The organism is Butyrivibrio proteoclasticus P6B7, assembly GCF_000622085.1.
GTDB lineage: Bacteria > Bacillota > Clostridia > Lachnospirales > Lachnospiraceae > Butyrivibrio > Butyrivibrio proteoclasticus_A.
In genome coordinates, this window is sequence record NZ_JHWL01000032.1 from 1 (window position 1) to 16243 (window position 16243).

Sequence of the window (16243 nt, forward strand, 5' to 3'; positions counted from 1 at the left end):
CCAATGCTGATATTTGCAGACATGCTCAGATACAAACTTGCTGAATATGGTATAAGGTTTGTCCTTACAGAAGAAAGCTACACATCAAAGGCAGACTACCTTGCAAAGGACTATATCCCTGTATATAAAAAGAATGCGAAGGATAACCCCACTTTTTCAGGAAAGCGGATACAGAGAGGACTTTACAGGCACTACGATGGTACAATAACAAATGCAGACATAAATGGAGCTGCAAATATCTTAAGGAAAGTATTCCCAAAGGTAAGCCAATGGGATAGAGGCATAGTGGACATGCCCTGTTCTGCAGGATGCATAGAGCATCCTGCAGGTTCATGCCGCTCTGCGGCATAACAGAAACCCTTTTCGACGTGGAGTCGGTGAGGGTAGTTCATGATCAAGACATTTGCTGACAAGGGTATGGAAAGGATATTAAATCAAGAGTACTCTAAGATAATTCCAAGTAATCTGAATAGAATTGCATTACGCAAGCTGATTATGATTGATGTTTCTAAGACATTGGATGATCTACGGATTCCGCCGGCTAATCATTTAGAGGCACTTCAAGGAGACAGAGAAGGGCAATATAGCATACGTATAAATGATAAGTATAGAATATGTTTTTACTTCGAAGACGGAGATGCATATGATGTCGAAATTGTGGATTATCACTAAGGGAGAAAGGTAAGGATGACTAAGACTATAGAGACTCCAACTGCTGGAGAGATTTTAAGAGAAGAATTCATGGATCCATACGGGATTTCAGCTTATAAGCTTGCCAAGGACATCAAGGTGCCTACATCCAGGGTGCAGGAGATTTTAAATGGCCGACGGAAGATTACTGTAGATACATCGCTTCGTCTGGCTAAGTATTTTGGCGTGTCTGATAAGTATTTTCTGGATATTCAGGATGAAATTGATATCAGAAATGCTAAGATAGAACTACGAGTTGAAATGGATTCAATTAAACAGTGCGAATATGTAATAACAATGGATACTAATGCATCATCTGGTAAAAGAGCTAAGAAAGAACTAGTAAGTGTAGACTAAAACAAAAGACGCAGCCCATTACTTAGGAAGCGAGGACAACCATGGCACGCAGAGATGGAATTACCACATTATGCTACCTGGAGCGGGACGACAAGTACTTGATGCTCCATAGAATCAGCAAGAAGAATGATATCAACAAGGATAAATGGATCGGCGTAGGAGGACACCTTGAAGATAATGAAAGTCCTGAAGAGTGCGCCCAAAGGGAGATTCGTGAGGAGACAGGTTACGATATTCCTTTAGAGGATCTTAACTTTAGGGCAGCTATTACCTTCGTTTCTGACAAGGGGGATTATGAGCTTATGTGTCTCTTCACAGCCCCAGCTCCAGATACTGAGCCCATTGACTGCGACGAAGGCGTTCTTGAGTGGGTTCCTAAGGACAAGGTATTTGACCTCAACCTCTGGGAAGGGGATATAATCTTTTTAAAAGAGCTAATGGAGAGCGATAAGTTCTTTTCTATGAAGCTAGAATACGACATTGAGGATAACCTTAAAACCGTAATATTTAATGGAAAGAAACTCCGTTAATATTGAAAAATACTACATTTATGTAGAGTGAGTTTGTACGAAATAAAAACAAAAATAAGTTAACAAGGTATAATGATATTGATGGCGCTTGTCATCAATATCTTTTTTTGAGGAAAAATGTGAGAACGTTGGCTGTGAGTATGGTGAATACTGCGAGGTATGAACATGACTACAAAATGTAACGTCTGCTACAGGCACTGCGAACTGGATGAGGGACAAAGAGGCTTCTGCGGAGTCCGATCGGTTATAGATGGCAAGGTGACGCCCCTTAACTACGGACGTATCACCAGTATCGCCCTGGACCCAATTGAGAAAAAGCCCCTGGCCCGCTTCATGAGCGGCAGCAAGGTCATCTCCGTCGGGAGTTATGGCTGTAACCTTCGTTGCCCATTTTGCCAGAACTACGAGATTTCCTGGTCCGCCGAGGCCTTCGAACTTGGTAAAAGAGCTAAATACTTATCACCAGAAGAACTGGCAGACCTGGCACTTACCTACAAAAGAGAAGGTAACATCGGCGTTGCATTTACCTACAACGAGCCCCTCATCGCCTACGAATTTGTTCGTGACACCGCAAAGCTCGTCCATGAAAACGGCATGAAAAATGTCCTTGTTTCAAACGGCATGGCCACAATAGACGTTCTTGACGAAATCAGTCCCTACATAGATGCCATGAACATTGACCTAAAGGGCTTTACAGACGCTTACTACCAAGACCTTCTTAAGGGCAACAGGCAGATGGTCATGGACTTTATTGCAGAGGCAGTAAAGCGCTGTCACGTGGAACTTACAACCCTCATAATTCCTGGCGAGAACGACACTAAAGAGGAAATCTACAACCTATCCAAGTGGATTTCTGACCTTACAGATGCTGAGGGCAACAGGATTGGCCCAGAAATCCCCCTCCACATCTCAAGATTTTTCCCAAGATTTAACATGACAGACAGAGATGCCACAGACGTGGCTCTGATCTACGACCTAGCAGACACTGCCCGTGAGAACCTTAAGTACGTCTATACTGGCAACTGCTAATAGAAGAACTTGATCTATTTTGTCTGAAAAAATTGTGAACAATCCAATAAAAAACGTTTTCTCTATTGTTACTTGGGTGAATTTCTAATAAACTATGGTATAGACTCCAGAAAATAAAACGCATATTTGCTGAAAAACAAAGAACATGTTCTTTAGCATATTATCAAGTAATTAAGCTATGCCCCAGAGATTATCAGATTACCTTAAAAGAGAATATGGCGAGAAGGTTTACCGCCTGTCCCTAACATCAGGCTGCAGCTGCCCCAACAGGGACGGCTCTATTGTGTTGCCTGATGGAACTCAGCTTAAAGGAGGCTGCACCTTCTGCTCAGAAGGTGGCTCCGGCGAATTCGCGGCACGCATTGCCCCAATAACAGAGCAGATAGAAGAGGCCAAGGAGCGCATCTGCAAGAAAACTGACGCTCGGAAATTCATCGCCTACTTCCAGTCCTACACCAACACCTACGGCGATCCGGACAAGCTCTTTTCTCTATATAAGGAGGCCATAGACCGCAGCGATATCGTAGCTCTTTCCATCGGAACCCGCCCAGACTGCATCGGGCCTGAGATTTTGGATATGTTAAAAGAGCTAAATAAGATAAAGCCAGTCTGGATAGAACTGGGACTTCAGACAATCCATGAAAGCACAGCTAAAGCCATTAACAGAGGCTATGAATTGCCTGTCTTTGAAGATGCCTACAGGCGCCTTAAAGAGGCAGGAATAACAGTGATTGTACACGTTATATTGGGGCTTCCCGGAGAATCCAAAGAAGATATGCTGGGAACCGTGCGCTATCTGGCTGACCTTCAGCCAACCCTTGATGGAATCAAGCTTCAGAATCTGCAGATTTTGAAGGGCACACGGATGTATGAGCAGTATTTATGCAACAGTCCCCATTTCCACATCTTCTCCATGGAGGAATACACGGACCTTATCGCTGAGTGCTTAGCTCTTTTACCAAAAGAGACCGTTGTCCACAGGATGACAGGGGATGGACCAAGAAAGCTCTTGGTGGAGCCATTGTGGACCCTTGATAAGAAGCGGGTTCTCAATACACTGACCAGGAAATGTAGCAAATACTTCCAGGAATAATAGCGCCAGAAATACTAATGAAACTGGCGTATGAACACATAGATGATTTGATTTTACAGAAAATAGGTATTATATGAACACATTTGAGACAAACAACAGAGAAGAGGCCATAAAGGTTAAATTTGGGCTTAAAGAAGCCCTTATTGGCGACCGCCAATTTTACAGCAGAGTTGCCATGATCGTTATCCCCATGATCATTCAGAACACCCTCACCAACATCGTGGGCCTTCTGGATAACTTTATGGTGGGAAGACTTGGCTCACTTCCGATGTCCTCCGTTGCCATCGTCAACCAGATTCTCTTTATCTTTTACCTGTGTATTTGGGGATCTCTGGCTGGAGCCGGAATCTACAGCACACAGTTCTTCGGAAAAGGAGACATGGACGGCGTTCGCTATGCCATTAGGTTTAAGCTCATAACCGCCGTAACTATCTTTACTATAGCCTTCTTTATTCTGTCAGGACTTGGCAGTAACATCATTTCTCTTTACATTGCCAAAGAGACACCGCCTGCAGATGCGCTGGCTACGCTTAATTACGGAAGAGGCTACCTTAAGATCATGATCATTGGCCTTATTCCTTTCAGCCTTACCCAGTGTTACGCCAGTGCCATGCGCGAGTCAGGTAAGACTAGGCTTCCAATGATCGCAAGTATGGTGGCAATGGTGGTTAACTTCTGCTTTAACCTCCTGCTTATATTTGGTCTTTTGGGCTTTCCAAGGATGGGAGTGTACGGAGCAGCCATTGCCACAGTAATTTCAAGATTTGTGGAGTTCTCCATCGTTGTCTTTGGCGCCCACAAGAGGAATTCCCAGTACAGCTTCTTCAAGGGCCTTTATAGGAACTTCAGGATTCCAAAAGAGCTTGTATTTCCGATTTTACTTAAGTGTCTGCCGCTTCTTTGTAATGAGTTCTTGTGGAGCCTTGCCCAGGCAGCTCTTTTAAAAGCCTATTCAGAAAGAGGTATCGCCATCATAGCAGCCATGAATATCAGCGGAACCATTTCCCAGATATTCAACGAGGTATTCCTATCTATTGGTAACTCCGCAGGAATCGTGATAGGACAGGAGCTTGGAGCTGGAAGACTGGTAAACGCCAGAAGGAGCGCCTACAGAATGTCAGCTCTTACCGTGGCCAGTACCTTTATCATGGGATCGCTGCTTGCGATTGCAGCCCCTATAATACCGAACTTTTACAATGTGGAGCCAGAGATCAAGACCCTTGCTACCAGCTATATCTTCGTGGTTTCGCTGGTAATGCCGATCATATCCTACGCCCACGTATCCTACTTTACGATCCGTTCAGGCGGTAAGACCTTTGTTACCTTCCTGTTTGACAGCTGCTTCTCCTGGGTGGTATCAGTGCCAGAAGCATACATTTTAAGCAGATTCACAACCCTTCCGGTTGTTTATGTATACGCAATTGTAATGTACTCAGAGCTTATCAAGTGCGTTGTTGGATTCCTACTTATCCGCAGCGGTGTCTGGGTACGCAATATAGTTCATGATAAGTGAGAATTTGTGCTAAGCCTTTAGGGCTGGTGCCATATATATATAATTGTTCGCGTTTCCTTGTCGTGATTTCCATCGGCTTATATCAGAAAAATGTCTCATTTCACAGTCGTTCTTGGATGATGCACCAGATTCGAAAAAACCTCATCAGGTGCACACCAATGGCTCGCACTAAGCTCAAAAAGACTTCGCTAAGTGCTCTGCTCAATAGCAATCGACATTTTTCTGATATTTCACCGTGGGAATCATCGACTCGTCCAAATGCTCACAATTACATATAGATGGCACCAGCCCCACAGGCTAAGCTACAAATTCTACCTATATAGTATTTGATCTTTTGGGAGGAGAAATATGAAAAAACGTTGGATATCGCTGGGCCTTGCTATGGCACTTTCTGTAAGCCTCTTAGCTGGGTGCAACAAACAAGCCACAAATGGAACTCAGAATCAGAGTGCACAAAATACAAGCTCACAAGCCCAGAGTACGGAAAATGCGGGCGTTGAAAATCAACCAGATCAGTCAATAGCAACTGACACCAGTGACATGTTTGGAAATTATAGTCTGAATATTCTGGATGATAAGTACAGAACTACTTATGAAATCTTTGTTTATTCTTTTTATGACAGTAATGGTGATGGAATCGGAGACCTGAATGGAGTCAGACAAAAGCTGGACTACATAAATGACGGCGATGACACCACCAGAACTGATCTTGGATGTAATCAGATATGGCTCATGCCAATCTCACCATCTCCAACCTACCACAAGTATGATGTTATGAATTATACGGACATTGATCCACAGTACGGAACAATGGAGGATTTTGATGCCCTTGTACAGGATTGCCATGACAGAGGTGTCAATATCATCATAGATCTGGTATTAAACCACACCTCATCACAGCATGACTGGTTCAAAGCGGCCTGCGAATACCTTAAGACCGTAGATAGCCCAGACAAGCTGGATTCCGAACAGTGCCCATATATAGACTATTATAACTTTGTTACAGAGAAGGCCGACGGCTATGAGAAAGTCCCAGGAACAGACAACTGGTACTACGAAGCAAGATTCTGGTCCGAAATGCCAGACCTTAACTTAGATAGTGACAAGGTTAGAGAAGAAATCGCAAACATTACAGGCTTCTGGATCGAGCATGGTGTAGATGGCTTCAGACTTGACGCCACCACCTATTACTATACTGGCGACGACACCAAGAACATCGAGTTCATGACCTGGCTCAACGACACTGTTAAGTCCCAGAAAGAGGATGCCTACATCGTTGGCGAAGCCTGGAGCAATCAGGCTACCTACTCCAAGTACTATGCAAGTGGCATAGACAGCTTTTTTGCCTTCGACTATGCAGGTAGTGAGGGCACCATTGCTGGAATTGCCAGGGGTACATCCTCTGCAGCAGGCTACGCAGACAGGCTGAGTCAGACAGAACAGCTCTTTTCATCCATAAATCCTGACTATGTTGATGCACCATTCTATACAAACCACGACATGGCAAGGGCTGCCGGCTATTACACCGGCAAAGGCTCCCAGGACAAGCTTAAACTGTCCGCAGCCCTCAACCTTCTCATGGGCGGCAATGCCTTCATCTACTACGGCGAAGAGCTGGGTATGAAGGGCTCTGGCAAGGATGAGAACAAAAGAGCTCCCATGTATTGGGCAGATGGCGACTACGAAGGCAAGTGCGACGGCCCTAAGGACATGGACGACGTGCAGATGACCTATCCATCCCTGGAGGAGCAGGCCGCTGACCCATATTCAATCTACAACTATTACAAGGCCGCAATTCTTCTGCGAAACGCGTACCCTGTTATCGCAAGAGGCACGACCACGCCAGTGGAGACACTATCCGACAAGAACCTGGCCTGCTTTGTGCGAGCTCTTCCTGAGGAAAAGAAATCTCTCTATGACATGAGTACCTTCGGTCCCGAGAGCCTCCTTATCCTTGTTAACACCTCTGCTGAGCCAGTTACCGTTGATCTGTCCAAAGATACCACAGCTTCAGCTTACACAGAGCTTGCCTACGAGCTCCTTACAGCAGAAGGCGAAGTGACCATTGATGCCAGCAGCGTAACAGTGCCAGCCTACGGCATCGTTGTGCTTAAGTGAAACTATATTTGTGGGATTACTAGCTACGATTCCAATTGCTAATACTAACACTGATTACTAAGAGGTATGACATCATGAAAAAGAAATTGGGGATTCTGGCCGTCATCATAGCGGTCATAGCGATTATGGGTACAGCACTGTTATACTTTGCGCTACCTAGATATAAAGACAAGCAGCTCATTAACAAATTTGTCAGCACCACGGAGAGCATGTTTCCTGCCAAAACTAACCGAGGTGTCACCTGGCAAAAGAGAGAGTGCGCTGATAATGACCTTGGATACGTCAAGGTTGCAACAATTAATCAGAATGGAACCCAGGATCTTAACTGGTTCTGCGATGATATCTGCGACTGGATTGAGCTATGCCTTGAGGATATACCCTACGAAGAGGCTCCCTGGCTGTATTCGGAGCTGCTTATAGATCTGCCTACTGAGGAAGAGTCTTTTGACCTGACATTTTATGTTCATGAAAACTATGATAGAAAAGAGCTTTATAATGCCCTCTATGGCTACATAGACAGAAAACTTACAAGCAGCGATTACAACCTTAGTGACGCAGGCCTGCAACCACTTCAGTACGTGTATGAGCACACGCAGGGCGAAGCCTTTGAGCCCTATGCTGATGCGGAATGTTCCTATACCACGGCCGATGGCATTACCTATGGTATGTTTATGATAGACAGAGCCGCAGGCAGCAGCTTTTACATGCTTGCAGCAACCTCCGATGGTGGAAAGAGCTATTATCTTGTTAATCAAGATCCTTATTGCGGAATGGGCGGACAGGCTGAGTGGATCACCTTTATAGATGATACCAGTCTTGGTTTTGCGTGCCTTTCCTACAACGGCGGAGACGATGGAATACTTGTAAGAACTGAGGATGGCGGAGCCACTTTTACGCCCATCAACTATCCATCAGCCCAGATCGAGCTTTCCGACGGCACCGTGTATAACCCTTTCGTAATTCCAGAGAAGGTATGGAGGGAGAATGATGAGATCTTCCTTCTTGCCCGCCAGAGCGAGTACTCCGGTGACTACTACAATGAAGAGCTGGACAAGCACCCCTCTGGCCTATACGTCTCCCACGACAATGGACTTTCCTTTGAATATGTAGGGGAGAGGTAAGGAAAAAGAGCTATGAAAATAAAAGAAAAGAGATCTACAATGATACAAACAAAGAAAACTTACGATAACTACATCTTTGACCTATATGGCACACTCATAGACATCCATACAGATGAAGAAAACCCAGAACTGTGGGAGAAAACAGCAGACTATCTCAAGGAACACTTCGACGTAGCCTACGCTCCACAGGAGCTTCGCACAAGATACCTTGAAATCTGCGAAGATGAAACAAACAAGCTTAAGAGCAGAATACACGCAGACTACCCAGAAATCCTTATAGAAAATGTTTGGATCCGCCTGATCACAGAAAAAAGAGAATATTTATCAAAAGCACAGTCAGGCACAACAACTGATGCTGTCATTGTTAGTGCACACAACATAGATAAGACCTCAGACTCTCTTCGCACCCTCTGCATCTTCTTCCGCGAGACCTCCCGTGACAAGATGGTAATCTACGACGGCGTCATCGACACCTTCAAGAAACTCAAGGCAAGCGGCAAGAAGATCTTCCTTTTATCCAATGCCCAGCGCGCCTTCACAGAAAAGGAACTTGAAGACTGCGGCCTCACAGATTTCTTTGACGGCATCTACATTTCCTCAGATAAAGAGATCAAAAAGCCCCAAAGAGAGTTCCTGTCTGGTCTTATCAGGGAGTACTTTCTTAATCCTGCAAAATGCATTATGATAGGGAATGAAATTTCCTGCGACGTGGGAGTCGCATTTAATAATGGAATAGATAGCATTTTCCTTAACACCTACGCCTATCCCAAGGACATGATCCAACGAGATCTTGCCAAGATGGGCGCTATAGATGAGGACTACAGCCCAGTGATCATCGATGACGGCGACTTCACCAAGATCCTGGATATATAAAACTAGATGATAGCAAGTGTCGCAATATTCAGAGCGACTATTTAAGAGCTATAGATCAACCCTGGTAATACCTGCCATCTCGGCATTTTACTGGAATAGAAATAAATATAAGAGAGGTACCACAATGGAAAACAAGATTTTAAAAAGAGAAGAAGTAGCTACAGAGCTCACTTGGAGACTTGAAGACATCTACGAAGACGAGAAGCTCTGGGATGAGGACGTAAAGACCCTTTCAGCTAAGACAGACGAGTTCAAGTCATTCGAGGGCAAGGTTTCAGCAAGTGCTAAGAACCTTCTTGATGCCCTTAAGTTATACGAGGAGATCGAGCTCCTTTTATCAAGAATTTACGGCTATGCTCACATGAGAGAGGACCAGGACACTGGCAATTCCAAGTATCAGAGCATGAAGAGCAAGGCTTTTTCAGCTTACGTTCAGGCAGAGGAGAAGAGATCATTCTTCAACACTGAGCTCCTTGCAATTTCTGACGAGAATCTTAGCTCTTTTTACAATGAGGAAAAAGAGCTTGAGAATTACCGCGTAACAATCACTGAGATCAGAAGACTTAAGGACCACATCCTTGACGCCAAGACTGAGCAGCTCCTTGCTTCAGCAGGCGAGATCTGCGGCGCACCACAGCAGGCAAGAGGAATGCTCTGCAATGCAGACCTTAAGTTCCCATCAGTTAAGGATTCTAAGGGCGAGACAGTTCAGCTTTCCAACGAGCGCTTCGTTCCAACTCAGATGTCCAAGGACAGAGCCTTAAGAGAGACAGCATTCGAGGCCTTCTACGGCAGATATGAAGAGTTCAAGAACACTTGGGCAGCCCTTTACGACGGCGAGGTTAAGACTCGTATCTTCAATTCCAAGGCTCGTAAGTACAACTCTTCCTTCGAGGCAGCAGTAGACAGCAACAACGTATCACCACTTGTTTGTGACAGCCTCTTTGCTTCTATCCACGACAATATGGACAAGATGCACAGATACGTAACCCTTCGTAAGAAGCTCCTTGGCGTAGAAGAACTCCACATGTACGACGTTTACGTTTCCATGATTGCTGACTATGACATGGAGGTTTCCTATGAGGAGGCAAAAGAGATTTCTCTCAAAGCCCTTGATCCTCTTGGCGAAGACTATCTTGCAATTGTAAAAGAAGCTTATGAAAACAGATGGATTGACGTTCTTGAGAACGAAGGAAAGCGCGGCGGTGCTTATTCTTCAGGGGTTTACGGCGTTCACCCATACATGCTTCTTAACTATACAAGCACACTTGACGACGTATTCACACTTGTACACGAGATGGGCCACTCAATGCACACCTGGTATTCTGAGCACGCTCACTCAGTACTTGATTCATCATACAAGATCTTCGTTGCTGAGGTTGCTTCAACAACCAACGAAGTTCTCCTTTATCACTATATGAAAGACCACGCTAAGAGCAAGGAAGAGAAGGCATTCATCATTAACCACTTCCTTGAAAGCTTCAAGAGCACAATGTTCCGTCAGACCATGTTTGAGGAGTTCGAGAGAAAGACCTGTGAAATGGCTGAAAACGGCGAGGCTCTTACAGCAGAAGCTCTTTCTAACGTATACTATGACCTCAACAAGCAGTACTTTGGCGCTGACATGGTATCTGATGACAAGATCAGATGGGAGTGGTGCAGAATTCCTCACTTCTACTACAACTTTTATGTATATCAGTACGCTACAAGCTTTGCTGCAGCAGTTGCTATCGCTGACAAGATCCTCAAAGAGGGCGACAGCGCAGTAGCTCAGTACAAGGAATTCCTTAAGAGCGGATGCACACAGGATCCTGTAAGCCTTCTTAAGATTGCAGGCGTTGACCTCACAACAAGAGAGCCAATCGACGCTGCACTTAAGGTATTTGGCGAAGCAATTGATGAGATGATGATATTGGCGTCATAATACAAATTGCATGCATGCTTGCATGCGATGCAATTTGTATTAATGACCCTAACAAACATGAGGAAAAAAGTAATTTACGAAGTAAATTGCGATTTCCGAATGGTTGTAGACCTGCGTAAGCAGATCGTATATCATCATCCACAATTCAAGGAGATATGATTATGGCAAAAGAAATCTGGCAGCCAGGAAATATGCTATATCCCATACCTGCAGTCATGGTAAGCTGTGGCCGCAAGGGTGAGACACCTAACATAATCACAGTTGCATGGGCTGGGAACATCTGCAGTTCCCCAGCCATGCTCTCTATATCCGTGAGAAAAGAGCGCTATTCCTACGACATCATCAAGGAAACAGGCGAATTCGTTGTGAACCTGTGCTCCAAGAAGCTCACGAGAGCCACCGACTGGTGCGGCGTAAGGTCCGGTCGCGACTATGATAAGTTCAAGGAAATGAACCTGACACCTCAGAAGTCCAACAAAGTCGACGCCCCTGGTATCGAGGAAAGCCCAGTTAACATCGAATGTAAGGTTAAGCAGGTAATTGACCTGGGTAGCCATGATCTCTTTATTGCCGAAGTCCTCTGCGTTGATGTAGACGACAAGCTCCTTGACGACAAGGGTAGACTTGACCTCGGAAAGGCCAAGCTCGTAGCCTATTCCCACGGCGAGTACTTCATGCTTGGCGAGAAGCTTGGCAAGTTCGGCTACAGTGTTGCCAAGAAGACTGATAAGCCTGGTAAAAGAGCTATCAAAAAAGCCAAGACATCAGCTAAGGAAGCCAAGGCAAGTAAGAACTATAAGAAAAAAGATAAGTCAAAAAACAAGACACAGAATAAATAATGATAATCAATGTATTAGTTCTTTTAACTACGTGATTGATCAAAAAACTATGAATTGAGATTTGAAATGAAGTATTTCCTTATGTATATCAAGCAAACGCTGAGGTTTGTATTAAAGCCTCTGTCCTTTGCTCCAGCAATTATAATGATGTGCCTGATCTTCATGTTCTCTGATCAGGACGCAGACACAAGCTCTAAGCTTAGCTATAAGGTGGGCGTCAAGGTGTACACCTACGCCAACGAGACCTTCGATAAAGGCTGGACTCAGCAGAGAATCGAGCAGCTGTCCCGTAAGACCCAGTACTACGTCCGTAAGACAGCTCACTTTACTGAGTACTTCCTTCTAGCAGTGTCCGTGACTTTCCCACTTTATGTCTTTGGCCTTCGCGGCCCTTGGCTTGTGGTGGTGGCAGGTGCCTTCTGTATAGGCTTTGCCTGTCTGGACGAATACCACCAATCCTTTGTGGACGGCCGCATGTCCTCTAAGAAGGACGTATTCATTGACAGCTGCGGCGCCATGGTGGGCGTCATCCTGACTCGCATCGTCTGCTGGACCGGACGCATGACCATCTTCCGGCCCTTGTCCAATCATAAGGACTAAGCTTCAAACATAGTACTTATCTATAAATAATTACATCCAGAATTGTGAGATGCCCCAAGTTAATAAGCTTGGGGTATTCTACTTTTCAGATTTCTTCAAAAAAAGATAAATAAAAAATTTTGTTGATCTGCAACATTTCTTTGGGGACATCTGTTTATATGATGAAAAAGCTATGCTGGAGGAAAACTAATGAAGAAGAAAATTATAACTATTTTAATGGCATCTGCTCTTTGCATGAGCGCAGTAGCTTGCGGAAACACTAAAGGTGATACTTCTACTTCTGGAACTGAAGAGATCAACGAAGACACAGTTGAAAATTCAGAAGATGTTGAAAAAGAAGACGAAGAAGCCGAAGAGACTGAAGAAGTTGAGGTGACTATCGACGAGGAAGTAGAGATTACTAAAGAGAATTTCCCAGATGATATTTTTAGAGACTACATCAAGGAAAACTTTGATCTGGATAATGATGATATTCTTTCTGTAGAAGAGCTTTCTGCCATTGAAGAGATTGACATTAACCAGAAGAAAGTTGGAGACGTTACTGGAATTGAGTATTTCCTGAATTTAAAATCAATTTATGCTAATAGCAACGATCTTTCAAGCATTGATATAAGTAATAACGTACATTTACAGTCATTGTGTTGTGCGGCCAATGAGATATCAAGCATTGATGTATCTAATAACAAGGAACTTACTAATATTACAATCAATAATAATCCTCTTACAGAGCTTGATGTAAGTGAAAATGAGTTGTTGGGCAGCTTAGATTGTCAATCAACAGATCTTACTAGTTTAGATGTGAGCAATCACTCAAATTTAAGATTCCTTAAGTGCTCAGATTGTGAAATTGCAGAGCTTAATGTCAGTGGTTGTACTAGTCTTTTTGGTTTTGAATGCCGTAGCAATAACCTGACAGAGCTTGATGTAAGTGATTGTTCAGGCTTAGAGAGTCTTTATTGTAGTTATAACAAGCTGACAAGCTTAGATGTAAGCGGCTTCTCAGGACTTATCTACCTTTCTTGCGAAGGAAATGAACTCACAAGCCTTAACGTTAAAGGCTGTACAGCTTTAAGTTCATTTTATTGTTCTGACAACAACCTGACAGAGCTTGATCTTTCAGATCTCATGCCAGAAGAAGATATGTATATGTGCAGCGTTGATGACGATGTCAACATAATCAGATGATAAAATGTGCAGCGTCGATGACGATGTCAACATAATCACATAATAAAGCATAATTAAGTTAGGGGGAAAAATAAAAATAGTTTTTCTATTCGGGAGTTTGACACCTAAATCATATCAAAAATAGTTGCAGACCAAAAATAACGCCAAGAGCCTGATGTATTAAGGCTTTTGGCGTCTTTAGTTGGTATTAAAACTGTCAAAGACAGGATTTTATCAGTGAAATTACTATTAAATCACGATTAATTTTGCATTTCTTACCGTATGGTAAATCTGCTTAGCAGCTCATTGATGGATATAGCTGAATCAGATACGGAATTTGCAACATTCTCAACACCCTTTGATTCATCAGCAATCTCCTGAGCACTTACTGCCAAATTAGCTACAGTAGCTGTTATTTCTTCAGAACTAGCTGACTGTTGCTCAGATATAGCAGCAACACTTGATGCTATATCATTTACATTTGCCATCATTCCAATCATGTTGCGCATTGTGTCTGCTGTACTATTGAGCTCCTGATTGATCTTACTAAAGCTATCTCCAGCTTTTGAAACTGCTCCACTACTATTGGTAATAGCCTCCATATTTGCCTGAGATTTCTCGGCAAGATCTTTAATAAGATTTGTGATCTCTGCGATAATATCGCTGATTTCTTTAGCAGCTTCCTGGCTGTTTTGAGCCAGTTTACCGATTTCATCAGCAACAACAGCAAAACCTTTTCCGGCTTCTCCGGCTCTTGCAGCTTCAATACTTGCATTAAGTGACAGAAGGTTTGTCTGCTCAGAAATAGAATCAATCATCTCAACGATTTCAGTAATCTTATCTGCAGAATCTCCTACTGTAGAAACCACATCATTCATATCACTCATGGAAGATGTTATTACTTCCATATTCTTCTGAACATTGCTCATATCATTCTGGCCAACTTCAGCCTGATCTACAAGACTTAGCATTATCTCATTTGTCTTATTTCCATTATCGGTTAATTCTGCAACTGACTGTGCAAGCATAGTTGCATTATTAGCAAGTTCTCCTACTGCATTTGAAATATCATCCATTGTTGTCTGGATTTGTTCCATCGATCTAGACTGCTCATTAGCTCCTTCAGTCATCTTACTTGAAGCATCCTTTGAAGAGTTTGAGTCAAATTGTAGTTGTTCCGCTCTCTCCTGTATATTAGAAATTGTATCATTCATTACTTGAACATAATTTTCCATTTCTTTGCTGATAAGACCAATTTCATCACCTTTATCTTGAGGCATCTGCGTAGTAAAATCCCCTGATGAAATCTTAAGTATACTATTAGAAAGACTATTAACAGGCTTAGTAATAACTCTGCTTATTGTGATCAAAATAATAACTGTGATTATGAAAATCAATGCAATCATTGCAATCATTGCAATAATCATAAATCTGTTGGATGATGCCAAAACATCATTTACAGGAACAGAAGAAACCATATTCCAACTTGTACCCTGAATATTATAGTAGCAAACATAATATTCAATTCCGCTTAACGGATTTTTTATTTTTGTAACCGCAGTACTACCGGAATCAATATATGCTTTAACGCTAGATAGAAAAGCATCTCCTGATTCAGATATTTTTTTACCATTTAAATCCTGATCAACATAGCTGATAATTTAATCCCCGGCAAGTATCATAGAATTACCTGTTTTCATGGGAGTATATTTTGATGCTTCATTCTGAATATCACCAAGGAAAACGTCAACAGCACAAACTCCTTCCATTCCATTATAAAAACTGTTCTGTCTAACAAAAGAGACACAAAGCTGCCCGGTAGATGAATCAACATAAGGATCAGATTCAATAAATGTCTCATGTCCTTGTGCAAGTTTATACCAATCTCTTTGTGTAGGCTTCCAGTCAGGAGCCTGTATGGTATGATTGGCAAAAATATAAGTATCATCCTCAAAACCAATGTAAATTCCTGTATTGTTAATGATTGTGTAATTTGTAGAGGGCTCAATATATTTTAGAATTGCTTCCTCATCTTCAAAAGGAACCTGTTCCATGGTATCACAATATTGACCAAATTTTGCCAACAGCATTCTGAATCCGGTTCCTATATTGTAAGCATTAGTCTGTGTTTCAGCCTGAAGATCCATAAGAGATACATCTTCAATTGTAGCTTTAGCATTGAATGATAGAATAAGAATAATTGCAACTACTCCAATGATAATTACAGGCAGTAAACACATCAATAATGTTTTTCCAATACTTTTTTTTACACTCGAATTGTTTTTTCCATTATTTCCAATAGTTGAAGCTGTTCCCATTTTATCCTCCATTCGTGAACGTATTATTAAACATAGTTACACGTAAATTCATATACAACTATATTTTACATGTA

16 protein-coding genes are annotated in these 16243 nt (G+C 42.8%); 14 read left to right on the forward strand and 2 right to left on the reverse strand.

Translation table 11 applies throughout. The features are described from left to right. The 14 genes from T541_RS21690 to T541_RS19820 all read left to right on the forward strand — a co-directional run. Positions 1–351: transposase (locus T541_RS21690; RefSeq protein ID WP_242840793.1), on the forward strand; the 351-nt coding region annotated here is incomplete at its 5' end. Between the two features lie 39 nt (positions 352–390). Then, entirely contained in the window at positions 391–672 is a 282-nt protein-coding gene (locus tag T541_RS0114535) for a type II toxin-antitoxin system RelE/ParE family toxin (protein ID WP_026653388.1), read from the forward strand. A gap of 15 nt (positions 673–687) precedes the next feature. Beyond that, positions 688–1047 (forward strand): HigA family addiction module antitoxin, encoded by a 360-nt coding sequence (locus T541_RS19810; protein WP_051538279.1) that lies wholly within the window; start codon positions 688–690, stop codon positions 1045–1047. Positions 1048–1088: 41 nt separating this feature from the next. Next, positions 1089–1577, forward strand: coding sequence for an NUDIX hydrolase (locus T541_RS0114545; protein WP_026653389.1), 489 nt, complete (start codon positions 1089–1091; stop codon positions 1575–1577). A gap of 165 nt (positions 1578–1742) precedes the next feature. Further along, complete coding sequence (amrS, locus tag T541_RS0114550) at positions 1743–2606, forward strand: AmmeMemoRadiSam system radical SAM enzyme (protein WP_026653390.1); 864 nt, start codon at positions 1743–1745, stop codon at positions 2604–2606. A 178-nt stretch (positions 2607–2784) separates the two neighbouring features. Further along, positions 2785–3699, forward strand: coding sequence for a TIGR01212 family radical SAM protein (locus T541_RS0114555; RefSeq protein ID WP_026653391.1), 915 nt, complete (start codon positions 2785–2787; stop codon positions 3697–3699). Between the two features lie 73 nt (positions 3700–3772). Then, complete coding sequence (locus T541_RS0114560; protein WP_051538280.1) at positions 3773–5212, forward strand: MATE family efflux transporter; 1440 nt, start codon at positions 3773–3775, stop codon at positions 5210–5212. Between the two features lie 348 nt (positions 5213–5560). Beyond that, entirely contained in the window at positions 5561–7330 is a 1770-nt protein-coding gene (locus T541_RS0114565; RefSeq protein WP_026653393.1) for an alpha-amylase family glycosyl hydrolase, read from the forward strand. A gap of 74 nt (positions 7331–7404) precedes the next feature. Then, a complete protein-coding gene (locus tag T541_RS0114570; RefSeq protein WP_034467399.1) occupies positions 7405–8451 on the forward strand; it encodes a hypothetical protein in 1047 nt (348 codons plus the stop codon). A gap of 12 nt (positions 8452–8463) precedes the next feature. Then, entirely contained in the window at positions 8464–9324 is an 861-nt protein-coding gene (locus T541_RS19815; protein WP_051538281.1) for an HAD family hydrolase, read from the forward strand. Positions 9325–9448: 124 nt separating this feature from the next. Continuing rightward, positions 9449–11248, forward strand: a complete 1800-nt coding sequence (gene pepF, locus T541_RS0114580) for an oligoendopeptidase F (protein ID WP_026653395.1) — start codon at positions 9449–9451, stop codon at positions 11246–11248. Positions 11249–11409: 161 nt separating this feature from the next. Then, on the forward strand, positions 11410–12087 hold the full coding sequence (locus T541_RS0114585; RefSeq protein ID WP_034467402.1) for a flavin reductase family protein: 678 nt from the start codon (positions 11410–11412) through the stop codon (positions 12085–12087). Between the two features lie 66 nt (positions 12088–12153). Then, a complete protein-coding gene (locus T541_RS0114590; RefSeq protein WP_026653397.1) occupies positions 12154–12687 on the forward strand; it encodes a VanZ family protein in 534 nt (177 codons plus the stop codon). A 189-nt stretch (positions 12688–12876) separates the two neighbouring features. Beyond that, positions 12877–13872, forward strand: coding sequence for a leucine-rich repeat domain-containing protein (locus T541_RS19820; RefSeq protein ID WP_026653398.1), 996 nt, complete (start codon positions 12877–12879; stop codon positions 13870–13872). 254 nt (positions 13873–14126) lie between these two features. Here T541_RS19820 and T541_RS0114600 read toward each other — a convergent pair whose 3' ends face one another. Next, entirely contained in the window at positions 14127–15329 is a 1203-nt protein-coding gene (locus tag T541_RS0114600; protein WP_026653399.1) for a methyl-accepting chemotaxis protein, read from the reverse strand. A gap of 183 nt (positions 15330–15512) precedes the next feature. Continuing rightward, positions 15513–16169 (reverse strand): PDC sensor domain-containing protein, encoded by a 657-nt coding sequence (locus T541_RS0114605; RefSeq protein ID WP_026653400.1) that lies wholly within the window; start codon positions 16167–16169, stop codon positions 15513–15515. Positions 16170–16243 lie beyond the last annotated feature (74 nt).